A 15,502-nucleotide genomic window follows, 5' to 3' on the forward strand; every position below is an offset into this window, starting at 1 on the left:
TTATGCTTGCCGCAACACATTCACAGTAACCCAAGCCCAATCAACACCTTTTTCTAACACTGTACCTAAACTCACCGAGAACTTTTTATCTCGTGCATTCACTTGATAGACTTTATCCAAGCCATAATCAGCCAAATTCATTATCAAAGTATTCACGCTAGTGCCGTTTATTTGGTGCGGCACATACAGCGCAGTACGAACATTGGGTAATTCAAGTCCTGCAGTAAAATTCAAATCGGCAACAGTAATTGTTTCCGGACGATCTTTTTGCAGTGACTTCATCCCAACCATAACCGGTGAGACACAAATAATTTGCACTCCCACAGAAACTTCATCGTCACTCAAGCGAGCGATTCGACGCAAAATACCAATTCGCCAATTCGCTTCATTATTTTCGCGCGAGGCCAACAATAAACTCGGCCGTATCCATTCGTTTTCAGAAAATCGTAATGTAGCGCCAAAACCATCAGCGCTTTCATTATCAATAGACCAACTATGCCAATCAACTTCTTGCTTGGTGTTGCTAGTAAAACTATATGGATTGGCGGCTAATTTTTCTTTGGTTCTTGAAGAAACAAAACCATATAAACGCATATCCATGATTTCATCATAATCAACTGAGCCTTTAGCCTCTGCACCTTGCCGATTAAATTTATCGTTATCTAATTTTACATACCGACAAATACGATCCAAACCATAAATCACATCAGCCGATTTACTCACCTTTTGTCTAGCGCTTCGCTTTACCTGACTATTACGCATACACATGGTCCAAAATACATCCAAGTGTTTGAGTAAATCACTCACCGTTGCACCACGCGAATCGGAATTCAATCCTAATGAGGCATAACTCGAGCCGGTCATTAATTTGCCCAATGTCTCTTGAATATGCCCAATTAAATCATTCAATCCCCAATAACGATAAGGTTCTCCCAGTAAATCGTTATTGATTTTTTGTGGGCCTTGCGACTCTTGCAAATTGATGCAGAAATGATGCTGCGTATCTTGATATTTTCGGCCGATCTGAATGAATTTAGACCATTGCTCAAGCCAGCCATCGATCATGTCAATTTGACGCACCGATAAGTTATTATTCGACAAGGTATTGAGCATGAGCATTTGAATATATTCATCGGCACATGATGACACGTCATCCTTACCGTTTGAATAAAGCACAAATGAATTACAGTCAAAACCGCCAATTTCAGATAAGCGATACATCTGATGCGCTTGCAACCACAATTTTGGTGGTACTTTTTCAAAACGGAAGTAATGCCATTTGGCTTGAATAGCGAGATAACGCAAACTACGCGCCAACACCACAGGCATTAAAGAATCAAATGACTGCTGCGGGCTTTCGCTGCCATCGGCTTGCACAAATCGCTGATAAGCATCCACCATATCCGTAGAAAAGCTCACTACGGACTTCCAGAGCTGCTGCTCCATTTCTTTCGACATGCGTGGATTAGAAATATATTGATAACAAACCGCGTCAAATGACTCTTGGATTTGTTCATCTATTAGCATTAAAGCTTGCAAGCGTTCCAATGAAACTTTATCCGCTGCCGCAATAAAATCTGTGACTAACTCGTGCACTTTATTGCAACGAGATGCAGGATCTAATTGCAATATTTGTTTGCACCATTGCTGCGCAGATTTTTGATTTGCTAGCGGTGATTTTTCACGCGAAAAAAGCGAACTAATTCGATCGAGCATATTTATATCCAAACTGCATGTTTTGTCGTCAACATAAAATACGACATTTAAGCGGCAATATTTATATCTTCAAGCCACTGCTGTGCGCTCACAATATCGGCAAATACTTTTATTTCAGATTCAGATATAACTTGATTTAACCAAACGGACCAAACCACCCACTGATCATCACTGACCACGGCTACTCGATCAAAATTTTGTCGGTTTTGTTTTGAAAACCGGATTTCTTCTAATGCCATATCGATGGTATAGCCATCCATTAATCTCAAATCGAGCAAAAGTCGGGCGGCCCCATGAAAACGAATGTCATACAAGACATTATCTTCGAACTCTTTATAGTCTTGCAGTGTAAAATGTTCAAACACCACCGCATGCGTATATTTAGCTTCGTGTGAAATACTAATCATGACTATCCCCTCAAGTATGAACAACTAAGGTAAATCTGATCACCTAAAGATTCAGTTAGGTGCCGTCAGGCTCACAATTAACCGCAGCGCGCAGCCTGCATTAATGCTTTCATTTCAACAATGGCGGCTTTTAAACCCACAAAAATTGAATGCGAAATTAAAGCATGCCCAATATTAAGCTCTTCAATTTCAGTAATGGCGGCAATAGCTTGTACATTATGATAATGCAAACCATGCCCAGCATTGACCACTAAACCTAAAGAGGCGGCATAAGCTGCAGCTTCTTTAACGCGCTCTAATTCAGATTGTTGCTCAACCCTATTTTTAGCATCAGCATAACGGCCAGTATGAATCTCAACCACTGGCGCACCCAATTCATGCGCCAATTTAATTTGTGCGTGATTCGGATCGATAAAAATTGAAGTGCGAATCCCTGCGTCTTGTAATGTTTGAATATATCGGCCGCAATGCGCTGGATTGGCGAGTAAATCGAGTCCACCCTCAGTCGTAACTTCTGCGCGATGTTCTGGCACCAAGCAAACGTCTTGCGGCTGAATGTCTAGCGCATGCGCCAGCATTTCTTCGGTCAATGCCATTTCTAAATTCATGCGCGTTTGCAATACCGCACGCACTAAACGGACATCTTCATCACGGATATGCCGACGATCTTCACGTAGATGCAAGGTAATTAAATCAGCACCTGCTTGCTCGGCGAGTTGCGCCGCCAACACAGGCTGTGGATAGAGCGTACCACGGGCATTACGTACCGTTGCAACATGGTCAATATTAACACCGAGTAAAATAGAACGAGACATTGCAAATTAATCCTATTAATTAAGGTATAAGCCAGCAACATAGCAATAGTATGCGCTAGTAAAGCATACCCTATTATAACTTCTGCAAATCAATCAGCAATTGTCGCGTGTGCAATACGGAATCACCCAAAACCGCAGCAATCGATTGTCGCATCCACATTTTGGCCCATGGCAATACCTGCTGATCAGTAAAATCCCCCGCAGCAAATGCCAAAACAAGCGCAGCAGGACAAGCAGCAGCACTTTGGCTAGGCACTAAACCAACGCCATATTCAAACTCATATCGTTCAAGTAAATTAAGCGGTTGATCTGAACGGGCGATACGCTGCCAATCAATACCATACCCCAAGCTATCGAGTAATTGGCGCTCAAACAAACGTAAAATAGGCTCGACCGCACGTTGATCCGTACCGAGTTTACCTAAAGCTTGAATCGCAGAAAAATAAGCGGCAAATAAAGCGGGATTGGCTTCTTCTTTAGGACATAAACGCTGCAGTAGCTCGTTCATATAAAAACCACACAACAGCGGCAAGCCACTTAACTGGGGCAAGCCAGGCTGCCATTGTGCAGCATGCAGTGTTTTTAATTCCCCGCCCCCAAACCACGACAACAACAATGGCTGAAAACCCAGTAAAACACTGCGAATTTGCGAACCTGGTCGCTGCACCCCACGCGCATAGAGCGTTAAACGACCATGATCTCGAGAAAACACATCCAGCAAGCGGCTCGTTTCACGATACGCATACTGGTGCAAAACAAAAGCAGGCTGCAAATTAATCCGCAGCTTACTTGACGAACGCGTCATGCTTTATTCGTAGCCAAATTGACGCACCAAACGAGTGTCATCAGCCCAACCACTTTTTACTTTGACCCAAACTTCTAAATGCACTTTGGCATCAAACAATTTTTCCATATCGATCCGAGCATCGGTCGCTATTTTTTTAAGTTTAGTGCCATTTTTACCGATCAGAATTGGCTTTTGATTTTCTCTATCAACCAAAATAGCCGCATAAATTCGACGCAATTCACGGCCATCAGCCAAAGTTTCTTCTTCGAATTTTTCGATTTCAACTGCCATCACATAAGGCAATTCTTCACCCATCATACGGAAAATTTTCTCACGAATAATTTCCGAGGCTAAAAATCGCTCGTTACGGTCGGTAATCTGATCTTCACCAAACATCGGCACCGATTCGGGCAGCAATGGTTCGATCGCCGACACCAACACGTCTAATTTCAAGCCTTTTTGGGCAGAAACTGGAACAATTGCAGCAAAATTAAAGCTCTGAGCAACTTCTTCAATAAACGGGAATAGCGCCGATTTATTTGGCAGCATATCGACTTTATTAATCACCAAAATAACCGGACGATCTTTAGGCAATAACTCAAGCACCGCTTGATCTGCAGGGCCAAAACGCCCTGCTTCAACCACAAATAAAATCGCGTCAACATCGGCCAACGTCGTTGTTACACTGCGATTCATCGCTTGATTGAGCGCATTTCTAAACCGTTTTTGAAACCCTGGCGTATCCACAAAAACAAATTGCGCGGTTTCAGAGGTTAAAATCCCAGTAATACGGTGACGGGTCGTTTGCGCTTTACGCGACGTGATACTTAACTTTTGACCAATCAAATGATTCATTAACGTCGACTTGCCGACGTTAGGTTGTCCAACAATGGCGACAAAACCGCAGCGAAAACCATCCACAGCGGCACTTTCTTCGTTATTTAAATTAATCATTTTCGTACGACCTTTTTGCCTGGAAATTGCTCACGCAATTGATGGAGTACTGCGCCAGCAGCAAGCTGCTCTGCGGCTCGCCGGCTAGTACCTTCTGCTTTTGCGCTGACTTTTAATTCAGCAATGGTGCAACTTACTTCAAAAATCTGGTCGGGTGAATCACCTTGCTGCCGTTCAATCACGTAGTTAGGCAATTCAACTTTGCGCGCTTGCAGCCACTCTTGCAATGAGGTTTTTGGATCTTTCATTGCTTCTTCAGGATTAACCGCCGCAATACGCGCTGCAAACAATTGGTTTAAAACGGCTTCTACAGCGGCAAAGCCGCCATCGAGCCAAATCGCGCCCAAAATTGCTTCTAAGGCATCCGCCAAAATACTTGGGCGACGATGACCACCGCTTTTTAACTCACCCTCACCCAACGAAAGGTAATCACCCAGCTGCAACTCACTGGCAATCACTGCCAATGACTCTTGTCGAACAAAATGCGCACGCAATCGTGACAAGTCGCCCTCACTCAACTGTGGGAAAGCAAAATACAAGCTACGCGCCACAATTGAGTTCAAAATACCATCGCCAACAAACTCAAGCCGCTCATTGTGTTTCGATGAGAAACTACGATGCGTTAATGCTTGCTTTAGCAGCTTAGGTTCAGAAAAAACATAACCGAGCGTTTTCTGCAAACGCTCGGCGGGTAAGACGACTGACAAATTAAATATCCCTCAAATTATTGAACACTCGTGCCGGAAGACTGCTCAATTTGAAAATCAAACAAAAGACTCACATTAGCGACTAAAGGTACAACCTTTTCATAACTAGCTGCGATTGTCGTCACTCCGCCCACTTGGGTAATCGACAAATCTTTTCCCGTCACATCCGTGATGTAACCGATTGTGGCATCTTTATCAAAAGACTCACGAATCGCGTCTGGACTTTGTCCGGCACTATTTTTTGCTAACTTCTGGACTGTATTTTGTATAGAAAAAAACTGGGTATACGTTGGTACGACTTTAAAGCCGGCAATCAATGCCATGGCCACCGCCATCGCGACAATAATAAAACCAAAAAAAGATAGCCCTAATTGCTTTTTCATTGCCACACCCCTATTTAATAGCAGTACCAATACGATCAAAATGTTTGAAATTCATCCAAACAAAAAACGCTTTACCAACAATATTTTCGCTAGGGACAAAACCCCAATAACGACTATCTGCACTATGATCCCGATTGTCGCCCATCATAAAGTACTGCCCTTGAGGTACCGTACATTTAAAGCCCGAATCATCATAGCTACAATTTTCTCTAAACGGAAAATCACCCACTTCACGTAAATTTAACGCCGGCACTTCGGCCATATTTAATGTTTTATATTGCTTATCGCCCAGTTGCTCAACAAATTGTTGGTTATTGACCAAATAAACGCCATTTTCAACATATTGATGTTCGCCTTCGGCTGTCGTTTTTACCGGCTGGCCATTTACAGTGAGTTTTTTTCCGTGATATTCAATTACATCTCCGGGCAAACCAACAACACGCTTAATATATTGAATTTTAGGATTATCTGGATAATCAAACACCATCACATCCCCGCGCTCAGGCTGGCCCACTGGCACGATGACTTTATTCAAAATAGGTAAGCGCAGCCCGTAAGAAAATTTATTCACTAAAATAAAATCACCAACGACCAAGCCCGGACGCATAGAAGATGACGGAATTTGAAACGGCTCAACAATAAACGAGCGCAATACAAATACCGCTAAAATAACCGGGAAAAATCCACGCGCATATTCCACCCAATCGGCGATTTGTTTATCGCCGCGAGTTTTTCCCCAAACAAATTTATCCATTGCCCAGACCACCCCGGTCAGAACAACAAAAATCAACATAGCGGCACTAATACTAAAAAACTGCACCAACAAAATAAACAAGCCAACAACAGCCAATAAATAGCCGTATTGCACCAACTGAGGTGGTTCATTATTTTTTCGTTCGTGCTTGGCCCCAGCCAAAATCAAAATCGGGCCTAACACTAAAGAAAGAATACCAATTACGAGCCAATTCATTGACTGTTCCTTTTAACGAAGTGGAGTGTTTATTTGTCGCTAACTTGCAAAATAGCTAAGAAGGCTTCTTGTGGAATTTCCACATTACCCACTTGCTTCATCCGTTTTTTACCGGCCTTTTGTTTATCTAGCAATTTGCGTTTCCGTGACACATCGCCGCCATAACATTTGGCCAATACGTCTTTTCGTACCGCTTTAACTGTTTCACGGGCAATAATATGACTACCAATTGCCGCCTGAATTGCGATATCAAACATCTGCCGTGGAATTAACTCGCGCATTTTCGAAACCAATTCACGACCACGATATTGGCTAGTACTGCGGTGAACGATCAAACTCAGTGCATCAACACGCTCGCTATTGACCAGAACATCTAACTTCACCAAATCCCCAACACGGAATTCTTTAAAGTCATAATCGAGCGAAGCATAACCACGACTCACTGATTTGAGCTTATCAAAGAAATCCATCACCACTTCGGCCATTGGCATTTCGTAGGTCAACATCACTTGACGACCCATATACTGCATATTGATTTGCATGCCGCGCTTTTGATTACACAAAGTCATCACGGGGCCAACATAATCTTGCGGCACTAAAATCGTGGCCGTAATAATCGGCTCACGGACTTCATCGTATTTTGATGGATCTGGCAGCTTGGATGGATTTTCGATTTGCACCACTTCGCCGCCTTTGAGTACCAACTCAAAGACCACGCTTGGTGCTGTTGTAATCAAATCCATATCAAATTCGCGCTCTAAGCGTTCTTGCACGATTTCTAAATGCAAGAGCCCCAAGAAGCCACAACGAAAACCAAAGCCCAAAGCTTGCGAAACTTCAGGTTCATAATGCAAGGACGCATCATTGAGCTGCAGTTTTTCTAAACTATCACGCAGTTTTTCATAGTCATGGCTTTCTACCGGATAAAGTCCGGCAAAAACTTGTGATTTAACGTCTTTAAATCCCGGTAAAGCTGCTGCTGCAGGATTTTTAACGGTAGTGATGGTGTCGCCCACTTTGGCGCTGGCAATTTCTTTAATCCCAGCGATGATAAAGCCTACTTCGCCAGCGCGCAGCGCATCGCGTTGCACTGATTTAGGCGTGAACACCCCAACCTGCTCACACAAATGCTGCGCTTTAGTCGACATAAATAAAATTTTGTCTTTCGGGCGAATTTCGCCATCAATAACGCGCACCAACATAATCACGCCAACGTAATTATCAAACCAAGAGTCAATAATTAGCGCTTTTAATGGACCATCAGGATCGCCTTTCGGGCAGGGTATCTTGTTGACGACTTCTTCCAGAATGTCTTCGATACCAATACCTGACTTGGCCGAAGCATGAACCGCATTCACCGCTTCAATACCAATGATGTCTTCGACTTCTTGCGCCACTCGATCTGGATCTGCCGCTGGCAAGTCAATTTTATTTAATACCGTACGCACTTCAACACCGAGTTCAAGCGCGGTGTAGCAGTTAGCAACGGTTTGTGCCTCAACCCCTTGCGAGGCATCGACCACCAATAAAGCGCCTTCACAAGCGGCCAGCGACCGGCTCACTTCATAGCTAAAGTCGACGTGGCCTGGGGTATCAATCAAATTGAGATTGTAAACTTTGCCGTCACGTGCTTTGTATTTTAAAGCCGCAGTTTGCGCTTTAATGGTAATGCCACGCTCTTTTTCAATATCCATGGAATCAAGTACTTGGGCGCTCATTTCACGCATTTCCAAGCCACCACAAAATTGAATAAAACGATCGGCCAAGGTACTTTTACCGTGGTCGATGTGCGCGATAATAGAGAAATTACGAATGTGATCCATGAGTCCCGCAGCCACTAAGCTGTTACACAATTTGCGAATAGAAAAAGGCACGCTGCGCGTGCCCATACTAGCGATAACCGCTTATTTTAACTGATTTTTACCAGACTGGCATCCAAAGCCTGTTGATCAAGGTGGTAATGGCAGATTTCAACACCATCAGAATCAAGCAAAACCGGCACCCACTCACCGTATTTTGCCTCTAATTCATCAATATCATCGATATCAATCCACTCAAGCTCAAATCGTCCGTCAGCTTGCGCTAACAACTGCGCTTGCATCTGTGTACATAGGCTGCAATATGCGCGGCCATATAATTTTAATTTCATAAACCCTTTACGCGCGCCACTACGCCAAATTCAAACTATGAAAAACAACGGTCATTTACGTCCCGCACACATTATCGACCCTGATGTGGCTGACAAAATCTCGATCACTCGCGGTTGAAACGCCTGCATTTTGGCATTACGCCAACGCAGCACCACAAACGCCACAACAAAACCCAGTGCCGCCCCCAATAAGGATGCCAACTCAGACCAAGCCGCTGGTGCGAGCAGCAAAGCCAATGAGGCCCCCAACAGCAACAACAACAAAGGCAAGCCATAACCCCAGAGCGCACTTTGTAGCAACACCCCGTCGTTTACCGCCACTTTTACCCAGTCGCTAGCCTTGGCCCCCAGCGGATTTTGCACCGGATAGCTCTCTTGCCCTTGGCCAAATAAGCGCGTAATAGCCACCGACTTGCAGCCATATTTCGGATCGCAATTACCACAAGGGCTACGAGGACGGATTTTGACCCATGCCTGCCCACCTTCACAGCGTTCAACTTGCGCCTCTGTGATTATCATTCTGAAATTTAAACCTTATTCATTAATTCAACGCAGCGAAAACGCTTTAGCAAAACGCTCCACTGTCACGGCAGGCACTTCACCCAAGCTGCTTAATAAATATTGATCAACTTGCCGCGCATACAAATGAATCGCACCTTGATGCGCCAATCCTAGAGGAATATTGGCATTCATCGGCTCGACAAATACCGACAGCGTTACCGCCCCATCACTAAATAAGTAGTGCACCACTTCGCGCGATTTATGCGGCAAACTTCGGGTGCTTTTTTTGATCAGCTTAAAACCAGGTACTGTTGGCTTAATGCGCCACTTTTTATCTTCAGCGAGATCCAACACCGCGCCATCATTAACCTTCACACTGCGCAAGGGATAAATGGGCTTTAACAATTTTTGATTGATTTTGCCGCCAACCTGAATTTGGGTAAAGCTAAACGACTGCACCATTTCTTGACGCATGCCCATCATCAACCATTTCAAAATCAAACCGCTTTCATCATCCACCCAAAAGCGCTGTGGATAGCGATAAGCATCCAATGGATCAAGCTGATAAATTGTCGCCTCTCGACCAACCACCCGCTCACGCCCCACTTTAGAAAGTCCGTAAGACTGTAGTAGTTCACTCACATTATCAGGCAAATGATTTGGAAATAATTTAGAGGTATAGCGGCGATCCAATTGAACAGCATAGCCTTGCGCCGGATACATACTGACTTTATCACCTACTCGCAAATACTCACGCGGCTCGCCATCTAATAATTCACGGTGTTCTGCGGCCACGCCATTATCGATCGCATGACTGATTTTATAGTTGGCAATATTTTCGCCAGATTGATAAATATAATTGCCCGTATAGCTCACCGCCTCGGCGGCCGACGCCGAGCGCGCCAACACCCGCTGCGCCTCAGCTTTATCTAAAGGCGTAGCTTGCGCGTTAAAGACACACAAACACCCTAATAAAACCACAATCCGGCAATACACATTCGCCACCATCAATGCTGCTCTCCAACTTCAAAATGCGCTTGAGCAAATTGCTCAGAGGCCAAAGGATTTGAAAAGCCGTCTCGATGCGCCGCCAAATAAGGGCTAATTTCTGTCGACTTTAATTCAATCGGCTTTTGCTGCGCCAGCACATCAACAGGCAAAGCGCTTGGTAAAGAATATTGCCACGCAATCAAACCGACAAAAACCACGGAAGCAACCGCAGCCAATGACACCCACGGTGTTTTCTTCGGCCGCAACTGGCGAGGCGCAATCACCACTGGCTCTTGCGCCAATCTGGCAGAAAATTTTTGCATAAATTCAGACGACGTCGTTAGATGCGGTTGCCCAATAGCATCCCGCGCTAAATGCCAACGGCACCAATCCTCTTGCTGCTCTGCCGACGCAAGCAACTCATCCACCACAGCTGCAACATCTTGCGGCGCAACTTCACAATCCATTAAGGCTGAAATTTTTTCACTCATACTACGAACCCCTGTCTCTAACCGCCGCCATACGCCAGACCCGACTACCAGCGCTTATCCTTGCCTACATCGCCCAGCAAAGGACGTAAGCGATTGGCAATCGCTTCCCGTGCTCGAAAGATACGTGAACGCACGGTACCTATCGGACAATCCATCGCCAAGGCGATTTCGTCATAACTCATCCCGTCCATTTCACGCAAAGTAATCGCTTCGCGCAATTCATCAGGCAAAGCATCGACCGCCTCATTGACTGTAGAGACAATCTGCTTATTGGATAGTTCAGTCTCTGGCGTATGAAAGTCTGGTACTAATGCAGCCGCATCGACGGTGTCGCCATCCTCATCTTCGTACTCAGCAGACAAAATCGGTCGGCGACCTAAGGTCGACAGGTAATTTTTCGCGGTATTAATCGCAATTCGATACAGCCAAGTATAAAACGCACTCTCGCCGCGAAAAGACGGCAAAGCACGATAGGCTTTAATAAAAGCCTCTTGGGTTACGTCTTCGATTTCATTCTGATCACGAATCATTCTCGACAACAGTCGCACCACACGTCGCTGATACTTCACAACCAACAGCTCAAAAGCACGCTGGTCGCCATTTTGCGCCCGCAAGACCAATTCATGATCTAAATCGCGCTCGCTGATTTTAAGCAAGGGTAAAAACTCCCACAGTTAATTGCATTTATTACATTTCAACCTTCATATATTGGGTTTGGCTTGAAAATTGCAAGCCACATTGTTGTAAGCCAAGCCAGAGATCCTTCGCTCTGTTAATATTTGCCCATCCATTTTTCGAAACAAATCACCATGCGCACATTTGATGTATTGATTCTGGGCAGCGGACTCGGTGGCATGACCATCGCACTTCAATTGGCAAACACACTTAAAGTCGGCCTGATTACCAAACGCGCGCTACGCGATGGGGGCAGCGGGTGGGCACAAGGCGGTATCGCCGCTGTACTGGACGGCTCCGACAGCAGTGAGCTACACATCAATGACACGCAAGTAGCTGGTGCGGGTTTATGCGATCTTGACGCCACTCGATTCATTATCGAAAACTCCAAAGAAGCCATCGATTGGCTCATCGAAATGGGCGTTCCCTTTACCAAAGACGACGAAGGCCAAACCAGCTATCACGGCTTTCATCTCACGCGCGAGGGTGGGCACAGCCACCGCCGAATTATCCATGCTGCTGACGCCACCGGCGCCGCCGTCATTGACACGCTAGCCATCAAAGTCGCAGCACACCCGAATATTACCGTACTGGAAGAACATATCGCCGTCGATTTAATTACTGACAAAACCAGTGAAAATCGCTGCATCGGCGCCTATGTTTACAACAAAAACGCCGACCAAGTTGAAACCATTCTTGCGCAGCACACCGTCCTCGCTACGGGCGGTGCTGGCAAAGTCTATCTGTACACCACCAATCCGGATGTTGCCACGGGCGACGGCATCGCCATGGGCTGGCGCGCAGGTTGCCGCGTTGCCAATATGGAATTCATTCAATTTCACCCAACTTGCCTTTACCATCCGCATGCCAAATCATTTTTGATCACCGAAGCTGTGCGCGGTGAAGGCGGTATATTACGCCTACCGGATGGCACGCGATTTATGCCCAATCACGATGAGCGCGCAGAATTAGCCCCTCGTGACATCGTGGCGCGCGCCATTGACTTTGAAATGAAAAAAGGCGGCTTTGACTGCGTTTATTTAGATATTTCCTATAAGCCTGCCGCTTTTGTCAAAGAACACTTCCCCAATATTTACCTGCGCTGCCTTGAACTTGGCATCGACATCACTAAAGAGCCGATTCCCGTCGTCCCTGCCGCACACTATACGTGCGGCGGCTTGGTCACCAACCTCGATGGGCAGACCGACGTTGCCGGACTTTATGGCGTGGGTGAAGTGGCCTGCACTGGTCTACATGGTGCGAACCGACTTGCGTCAAATTCCTTGCTTGAATGCATGGTTTTAGGCAAATCAGCAGCCGAGCACATCTTGCAACAAACCCCTCGCCCGCTCCCTCATGTCGCAGAATGGGATGAAAGCCGCGTCACCGACCCGGACGAAGAAGTGGTGATTTCACACAACTGGGACGAACTGCGGCGCTTTATGTGGGATTACGTTGGTATTGTGCGTACCACCAAACGACTTGAGCGCGCACTCCACCGGATTGAATTACTCAAAAGCGAAATTCATGAGTTTTATCGCAATTTTCGCGTTTCAAACGACTTGATTGAATTACGTAATCTGGTGATTACTGCCGAGCTCATCGTTCGCTGCGCTATGGCCAGAAAAGAAAGCCGCGGCCTACATTACAGCCGAGACTATCCAGACACGGAACCCCAAGCCAAACCGACGATTCTTACACCCCAGATCACTAAGAAATAACAAAAGCGCCGCATTCACCGCGGCGTTTTTTTCAAACCCAAAAATCAAATCAAGCTAAACAGTCGATATAACCCAAAGGCCACAATCAACAAACCAAAGCTGGAGCGAACGCCCGGGTAATTTAATACCCGCATAAAACGTGCGGCAAAAAAACCCATCAACAACAAATTAGGCAGCGTTCCCAAACCAAACGCCAACATCACCGCCCCACCCTTGAATGCCGATGCCGTTGATAGCGCAGCCAAGCTGGCGGTATAAACCAGCCCACAAGGAATCCAGCCCCATAAAAAACCAATCAATGGTGTATGCCAGACTGAACGAATCGGCAAAAATCGCCGTAAAATCGGTTGAATTGCCCGCCAAAGCGGCTGGCCTATTTTTTCAATTTGAGTGAGCCACAACGACCACCCTGCAATATATAAGCCCAAAACAATGAGCAATATATTGGCCAAAATAAACAAAATTGATTTTAATGCCTGCAACTGACCCAGCGCAGTAAAGCTCGCGATGCCACCTAATATGCCGCCGATAACAACATACCCAGCCAAACGGCCAAAATTAAAGCCCAAGTCATACAGCAACCTTGGGCCTTTGGGTAAATTGGCACTAAACGCCCCGACAATACCACCGCACATCCCTGCGCAATGACCACCACCAAGTAAACCTGCTAAAAACAAAGCCAGCCAATCTAATTCCAGCATACCGCGCCACAAGCCATTAAATCAGTTGAGAATACCTTGCTTTAGTTGCTTTTGTCCGTAAATACGCATCAAACACCATCGCAATCGAACGAATTAACATCCGCCCCTTCGGGGTTACTACGATGGAATCCACTTCCAAGACCAATAAGCCATCTGCGGCCAAAGGTTTTAGCAACTCAAGCTCTTCAGCAAAGTAATCACTAAAATCAATCATATAACTGGCTTCAAACGTTTGAAAAAACAATTCAAACTGACACATCAAGGCCTGAATCACCGCGCGGCGCAGCGCATCATCCCGATTCATAGTTAGGCCACGCTCAATCGGAAATTCGTTTACTGCTAGCTTGGCGTAATATTCTTCTAAAGTTTTTACATTTTGGTAGTAGTTCGCGCCAACCTTACCAATCGAAGACACGCCAAATGCCAGCAAATCACAATCGGCATGCGTTGAATATCCTTGGAAATTTCGTTGCAAGCGACCACGACGCTGCGCAACCGCCAGATCATCATTGGGTAGCGCAAAGTGATCCATGCCAATTAAGACATAACCGGCCTGAGTTAATTGCTCGATTGAATTTTGTAAAATATCGAGCTTCACTTCTGCAGACGGCAACTCATCCGCATTAATTCGGCGCTGCGGCATAAAGCGCTCAGGCAAATGCGCGTAGTTATATAGCGCAATACGATCTGGCTTGAGCAACAGCACGCGATCAATCGTTTCTGCTAGCGACTCCGCAGTTTGTTTTGGCAAACCATAAATCAAATCAACGCTGACTGAGCGAAAGCCATGCATTCTAGCCGCTTCAATCACCGTGCGAGTTTCTTCCTCTGACTGCACGCGATTCACCGCAATCTGCACCTCGGGATTAAAATCTTGAATACCCACACTCATTCGGTTAAAGCCCAATTGAGCCAAATGCTTAATTGTCTCTTCACCGACTTTACGAGGGTCAATTTCAATGGAATATTCGCCAGTTTCTAATAAAGTGAAATGGGCATTAACCACATCCATCAAACGCTGCAGCTGGGCATGCGACAAAAAGGTCGGCGTGCCGCCACCTAAGTGCAATTGACTCACTTTAGGTCGATTCGGCAACAAATCACCGTACATCTTTATCTCTTGCGTGAGATAATCGAGATATTCATCGGCTTTAGACTGATCTTTAGTAATAATTTTATTACAACCGCAGTAGTAACATATCGTATTACAGAACGGCAAATGGAAGTACAATGACAAAGGCATCGACAAGGCGCCAGGCATGCGCTGACTTAAGCAGGCCGAATGCGCCTCTTGGCTAAGACCAGCGACAAATCGATCCGCAGTTGGGTAGGAGGTATATCGAGGGCCTTTGCCATCGTAACGCACAATTAACTCACGATCGAAATCAATAGCTGGCGCAGTAATGTTTATTTTTTTCGAGATCATGATCTTTCCCAGTAACTTTGCTTTGGTCGCAGGATAAGATGGACCTGCAGAATAAAGTTTGATCTAAATCAGATAAAATATAACATCCCTCTTTATAGATAGCTGGTTT

General features: G+C 45.6%; 17 protein-coding genes. 1 reads left to right on the forward strand and 16 read right to left on the reverse strand.

Annotation, left to right across the window (positions count from 1 at the left end):
• From K4H25_RS10265 to rpoE, 14 genes are all read right to left on the reverse strand, one after another.
• Positions 1–1,716: a hypothetical protein gene (locus K4H25_RS10265; RefSeq protein ID WP_221020423.1), complete on the reverse strand. Its 1,716-nt coding sequence runs from the start codon at positions 1,714–1,716 to the stop codon at positions 1–3.
• 47 nt (positions 1,717–1,763) lie between these two features.
• Complete coding sequence (locus tag K4H25_RS10270; RefSeq protein WP_221020424.1) at positions 1,764–2,123, reverse strand: SpoIIAA family protein; 360 nt, start codon at positions 2,121–2,123, stop codon at positions 1,764–1,766.
• Positions 2,124–2,200: 77 nt separating this feature from the next.
• A complete protein-coding gene (gene pdxJ / locus K4H25_RS10275) occupies positions 2,201–2,938 on the reverse strand; it encodes a pyridoxine 5'-phosphate synthase (protein ID WP_221020425.1) in 738 nt (245 codons plus the stop codon).
• A 73-nt stretch (positions 2,939–3,011) separates the two neighbouring features.
• Complete coding sequence (gene recO / locus K4H25_RS10280; protein ID WP_221020426.1) at positions 3,012–3,743, reverse strand: DNA repair protein RecO; 732 nt, start codon at positions 3,741–3,743, stop codon at positions 3,012–3,014.
• 3 nt (positions 3,744–3,746) lie between these two features.
• Positions 3,747–4,679, reverse strand: a complete 933-nt coding sequence (gene era / locus K4H25_RS10285) for a GTPase Era (RefSeq protein WP_221020427.1) — start codon at positions 4,677–4,679, stop codon at positions 3,747–3,749.
• Positions 4,676–5,386, reverse strand: a complete 711-nt coding sequence (gene rnc, locus K4H25_RS10290; RefSeq protein ID WP_173534301.1) for a ribonuclease III — start codon at positions 5,384–5,386, stop codon at positions 4,676–4,678. The genes era and rnc overlap by 4 nt, the downstream gene beginning before the upstream one ends.
• 17 nt (positions 5,387–5,403) lie before the next feature.
• Complete coding sequence (locus K4H25_RS10295) at positions 5,404–5,769, reverse strand: DUF4845 domain-containing protein (protein WP_221020428.1); 366 nt, start codon at positions 5,767–5,769, stop codon at positions 5,404–5,406.
• A gap of 10 nt (positions 5,770–5,779) precedes the next feature.
• Positions 5,780–6,739 carry a signal peptidase I gene (gene lepB, locus K4H25_RS10300; protein ID WP_221020429.1) on the reverse strand — a complete coding sequence of 320 codons (960 nt, stop codon included), beginning with the start codon at positions 6,737–6,739 and terminating at the stop codon, positions 5,780–5,782.
• Between the two features lie 29 nt (positions 6,740–6,768).
• The gene (gene lepA / locus K4H25_RS10305) at positions 6,769–8,562 is read right to left on the reverse strand and encodes a translation elongation factor 4 (protein WP_221020430.1); all 1,794 of its coding nucleotides are present in this window, start codon (positions 8,560–8,562) and stop codon (positions 6,769–6,771) included.
• An 86-nt stretch (positions 8,563–8,648) separates the two neighbouring features.
• A complete protein-coding gene (locus K4H25_RS10310) occupies positions 8,649–8,888 on the reverse strand; it encodes a glutaredoxin family protein (protein WP_221020431.1) in 240 nt (79 codons plus the stop codon).
• A 51-nt stretch (positions 8,889–8,939) separates the two neighbouring features.
• Positions 8,940–9,407, reverse strand: a complete 468-nt coding sequence (locus tag K4H25_RS10315) for a SoxR reducing system RseC family protein (protein ID WP_221020432.1) — start codon at positions 9,405–9,407, stop codon at positions 8,940–8,942.
• A gap of 27 nt (positions 9,408–9,434) precedes the next feature.
• A complete protein-coding gene (locus tag K4H25_RS10320; RefSeq protein WP_255588202.1) occupies positions 9,435–10,397 on the reverse strand; it encodes a MucB/RseB C-terminal domain-containing protein in 963 nt (320 codons plus the stop codon).
• A complete protein-coding gene (locus K4H25_RS10325; protein WP_221020434.1) occupies positions 10,397–10,870 on the reverse strand; it encodes a sigma-E factor negative regulatory protein in 474 nt (157 codons plus the stop codon). The genes K4H25_RS10320 and K4H25_RS10325 overlap by 1 nt, the downstream gene beginning before the upstream one ends.
• Before the next feature lie 44 nt (positions 10,871–10,914).
• Entirely contained in the window at positions 10,915–11,517 is a 603-nt protein-coding gene (gene rpoE / locus K4H25_RS10330) for an RNA polymerase sigma factor RpoE (RefSeq protein WP_173534724.1), read from the reverse strand.
• A 162-nt stretch (positions 11,518–11,679) separates the two neighbouring features.
• Between rpoE and nadB the strand changes: the two genes are divergently transcribed.
• Positions 11,680–13,266 (forward strand): L-aspartate oxidase, encoded by a 1,587-nt coding sequence (gene nadB, locus K4H25_RS10335; RefSeq protein WP_221020435.1) that lies wholly within the window; start codon positions 11,680–11,682, stop codon positions 13,264–13,266.
• 44 nt (positions 13,267–13,310) lie between these two features.
• Here the strand turns inward: nadB and K4H25_RS10340 are convergent, their stop codons facing one another.
• Together K4H25_RS10340 and hemN are read right to left on the reverse strand one after the other, a co-directional pair.
• Positions 13,311–13,967, reverse strand: coding sequence for a sulfite exporter TauE/SafE family protein (locus K4H25_RS10340; protein WP_221020436.1), 657 nt, complete (start codon positions 13,965–13,967; stop codon positions 13,311–13,313).
• Positions 13,968–13,983: 16 nt separating this feature from the next.
• A complete protein-coding gene (hemN, locus tag K4H25_RS10345) occupies positions 13,984–15,393 on the reverse strand; it encodes an oxygen-independent coproporphyrinogen III oxidase (RefSeq protein ID WP_221020437.1) in 1,410 nt (469 codons plus the stop codon).
• Between the last annotated feature and the right edge of the window lie 109 nt (positions 15,394–15,502).

This window comes from Deefgea piscis, from assembly GCF_019665785.1.
Classification (GTDB): domain Bacteria; phylum Pseudomonadota; class Gammaproteobacteria; order Burkholderiales; family Chitinibacteraceae; genus Deefgea.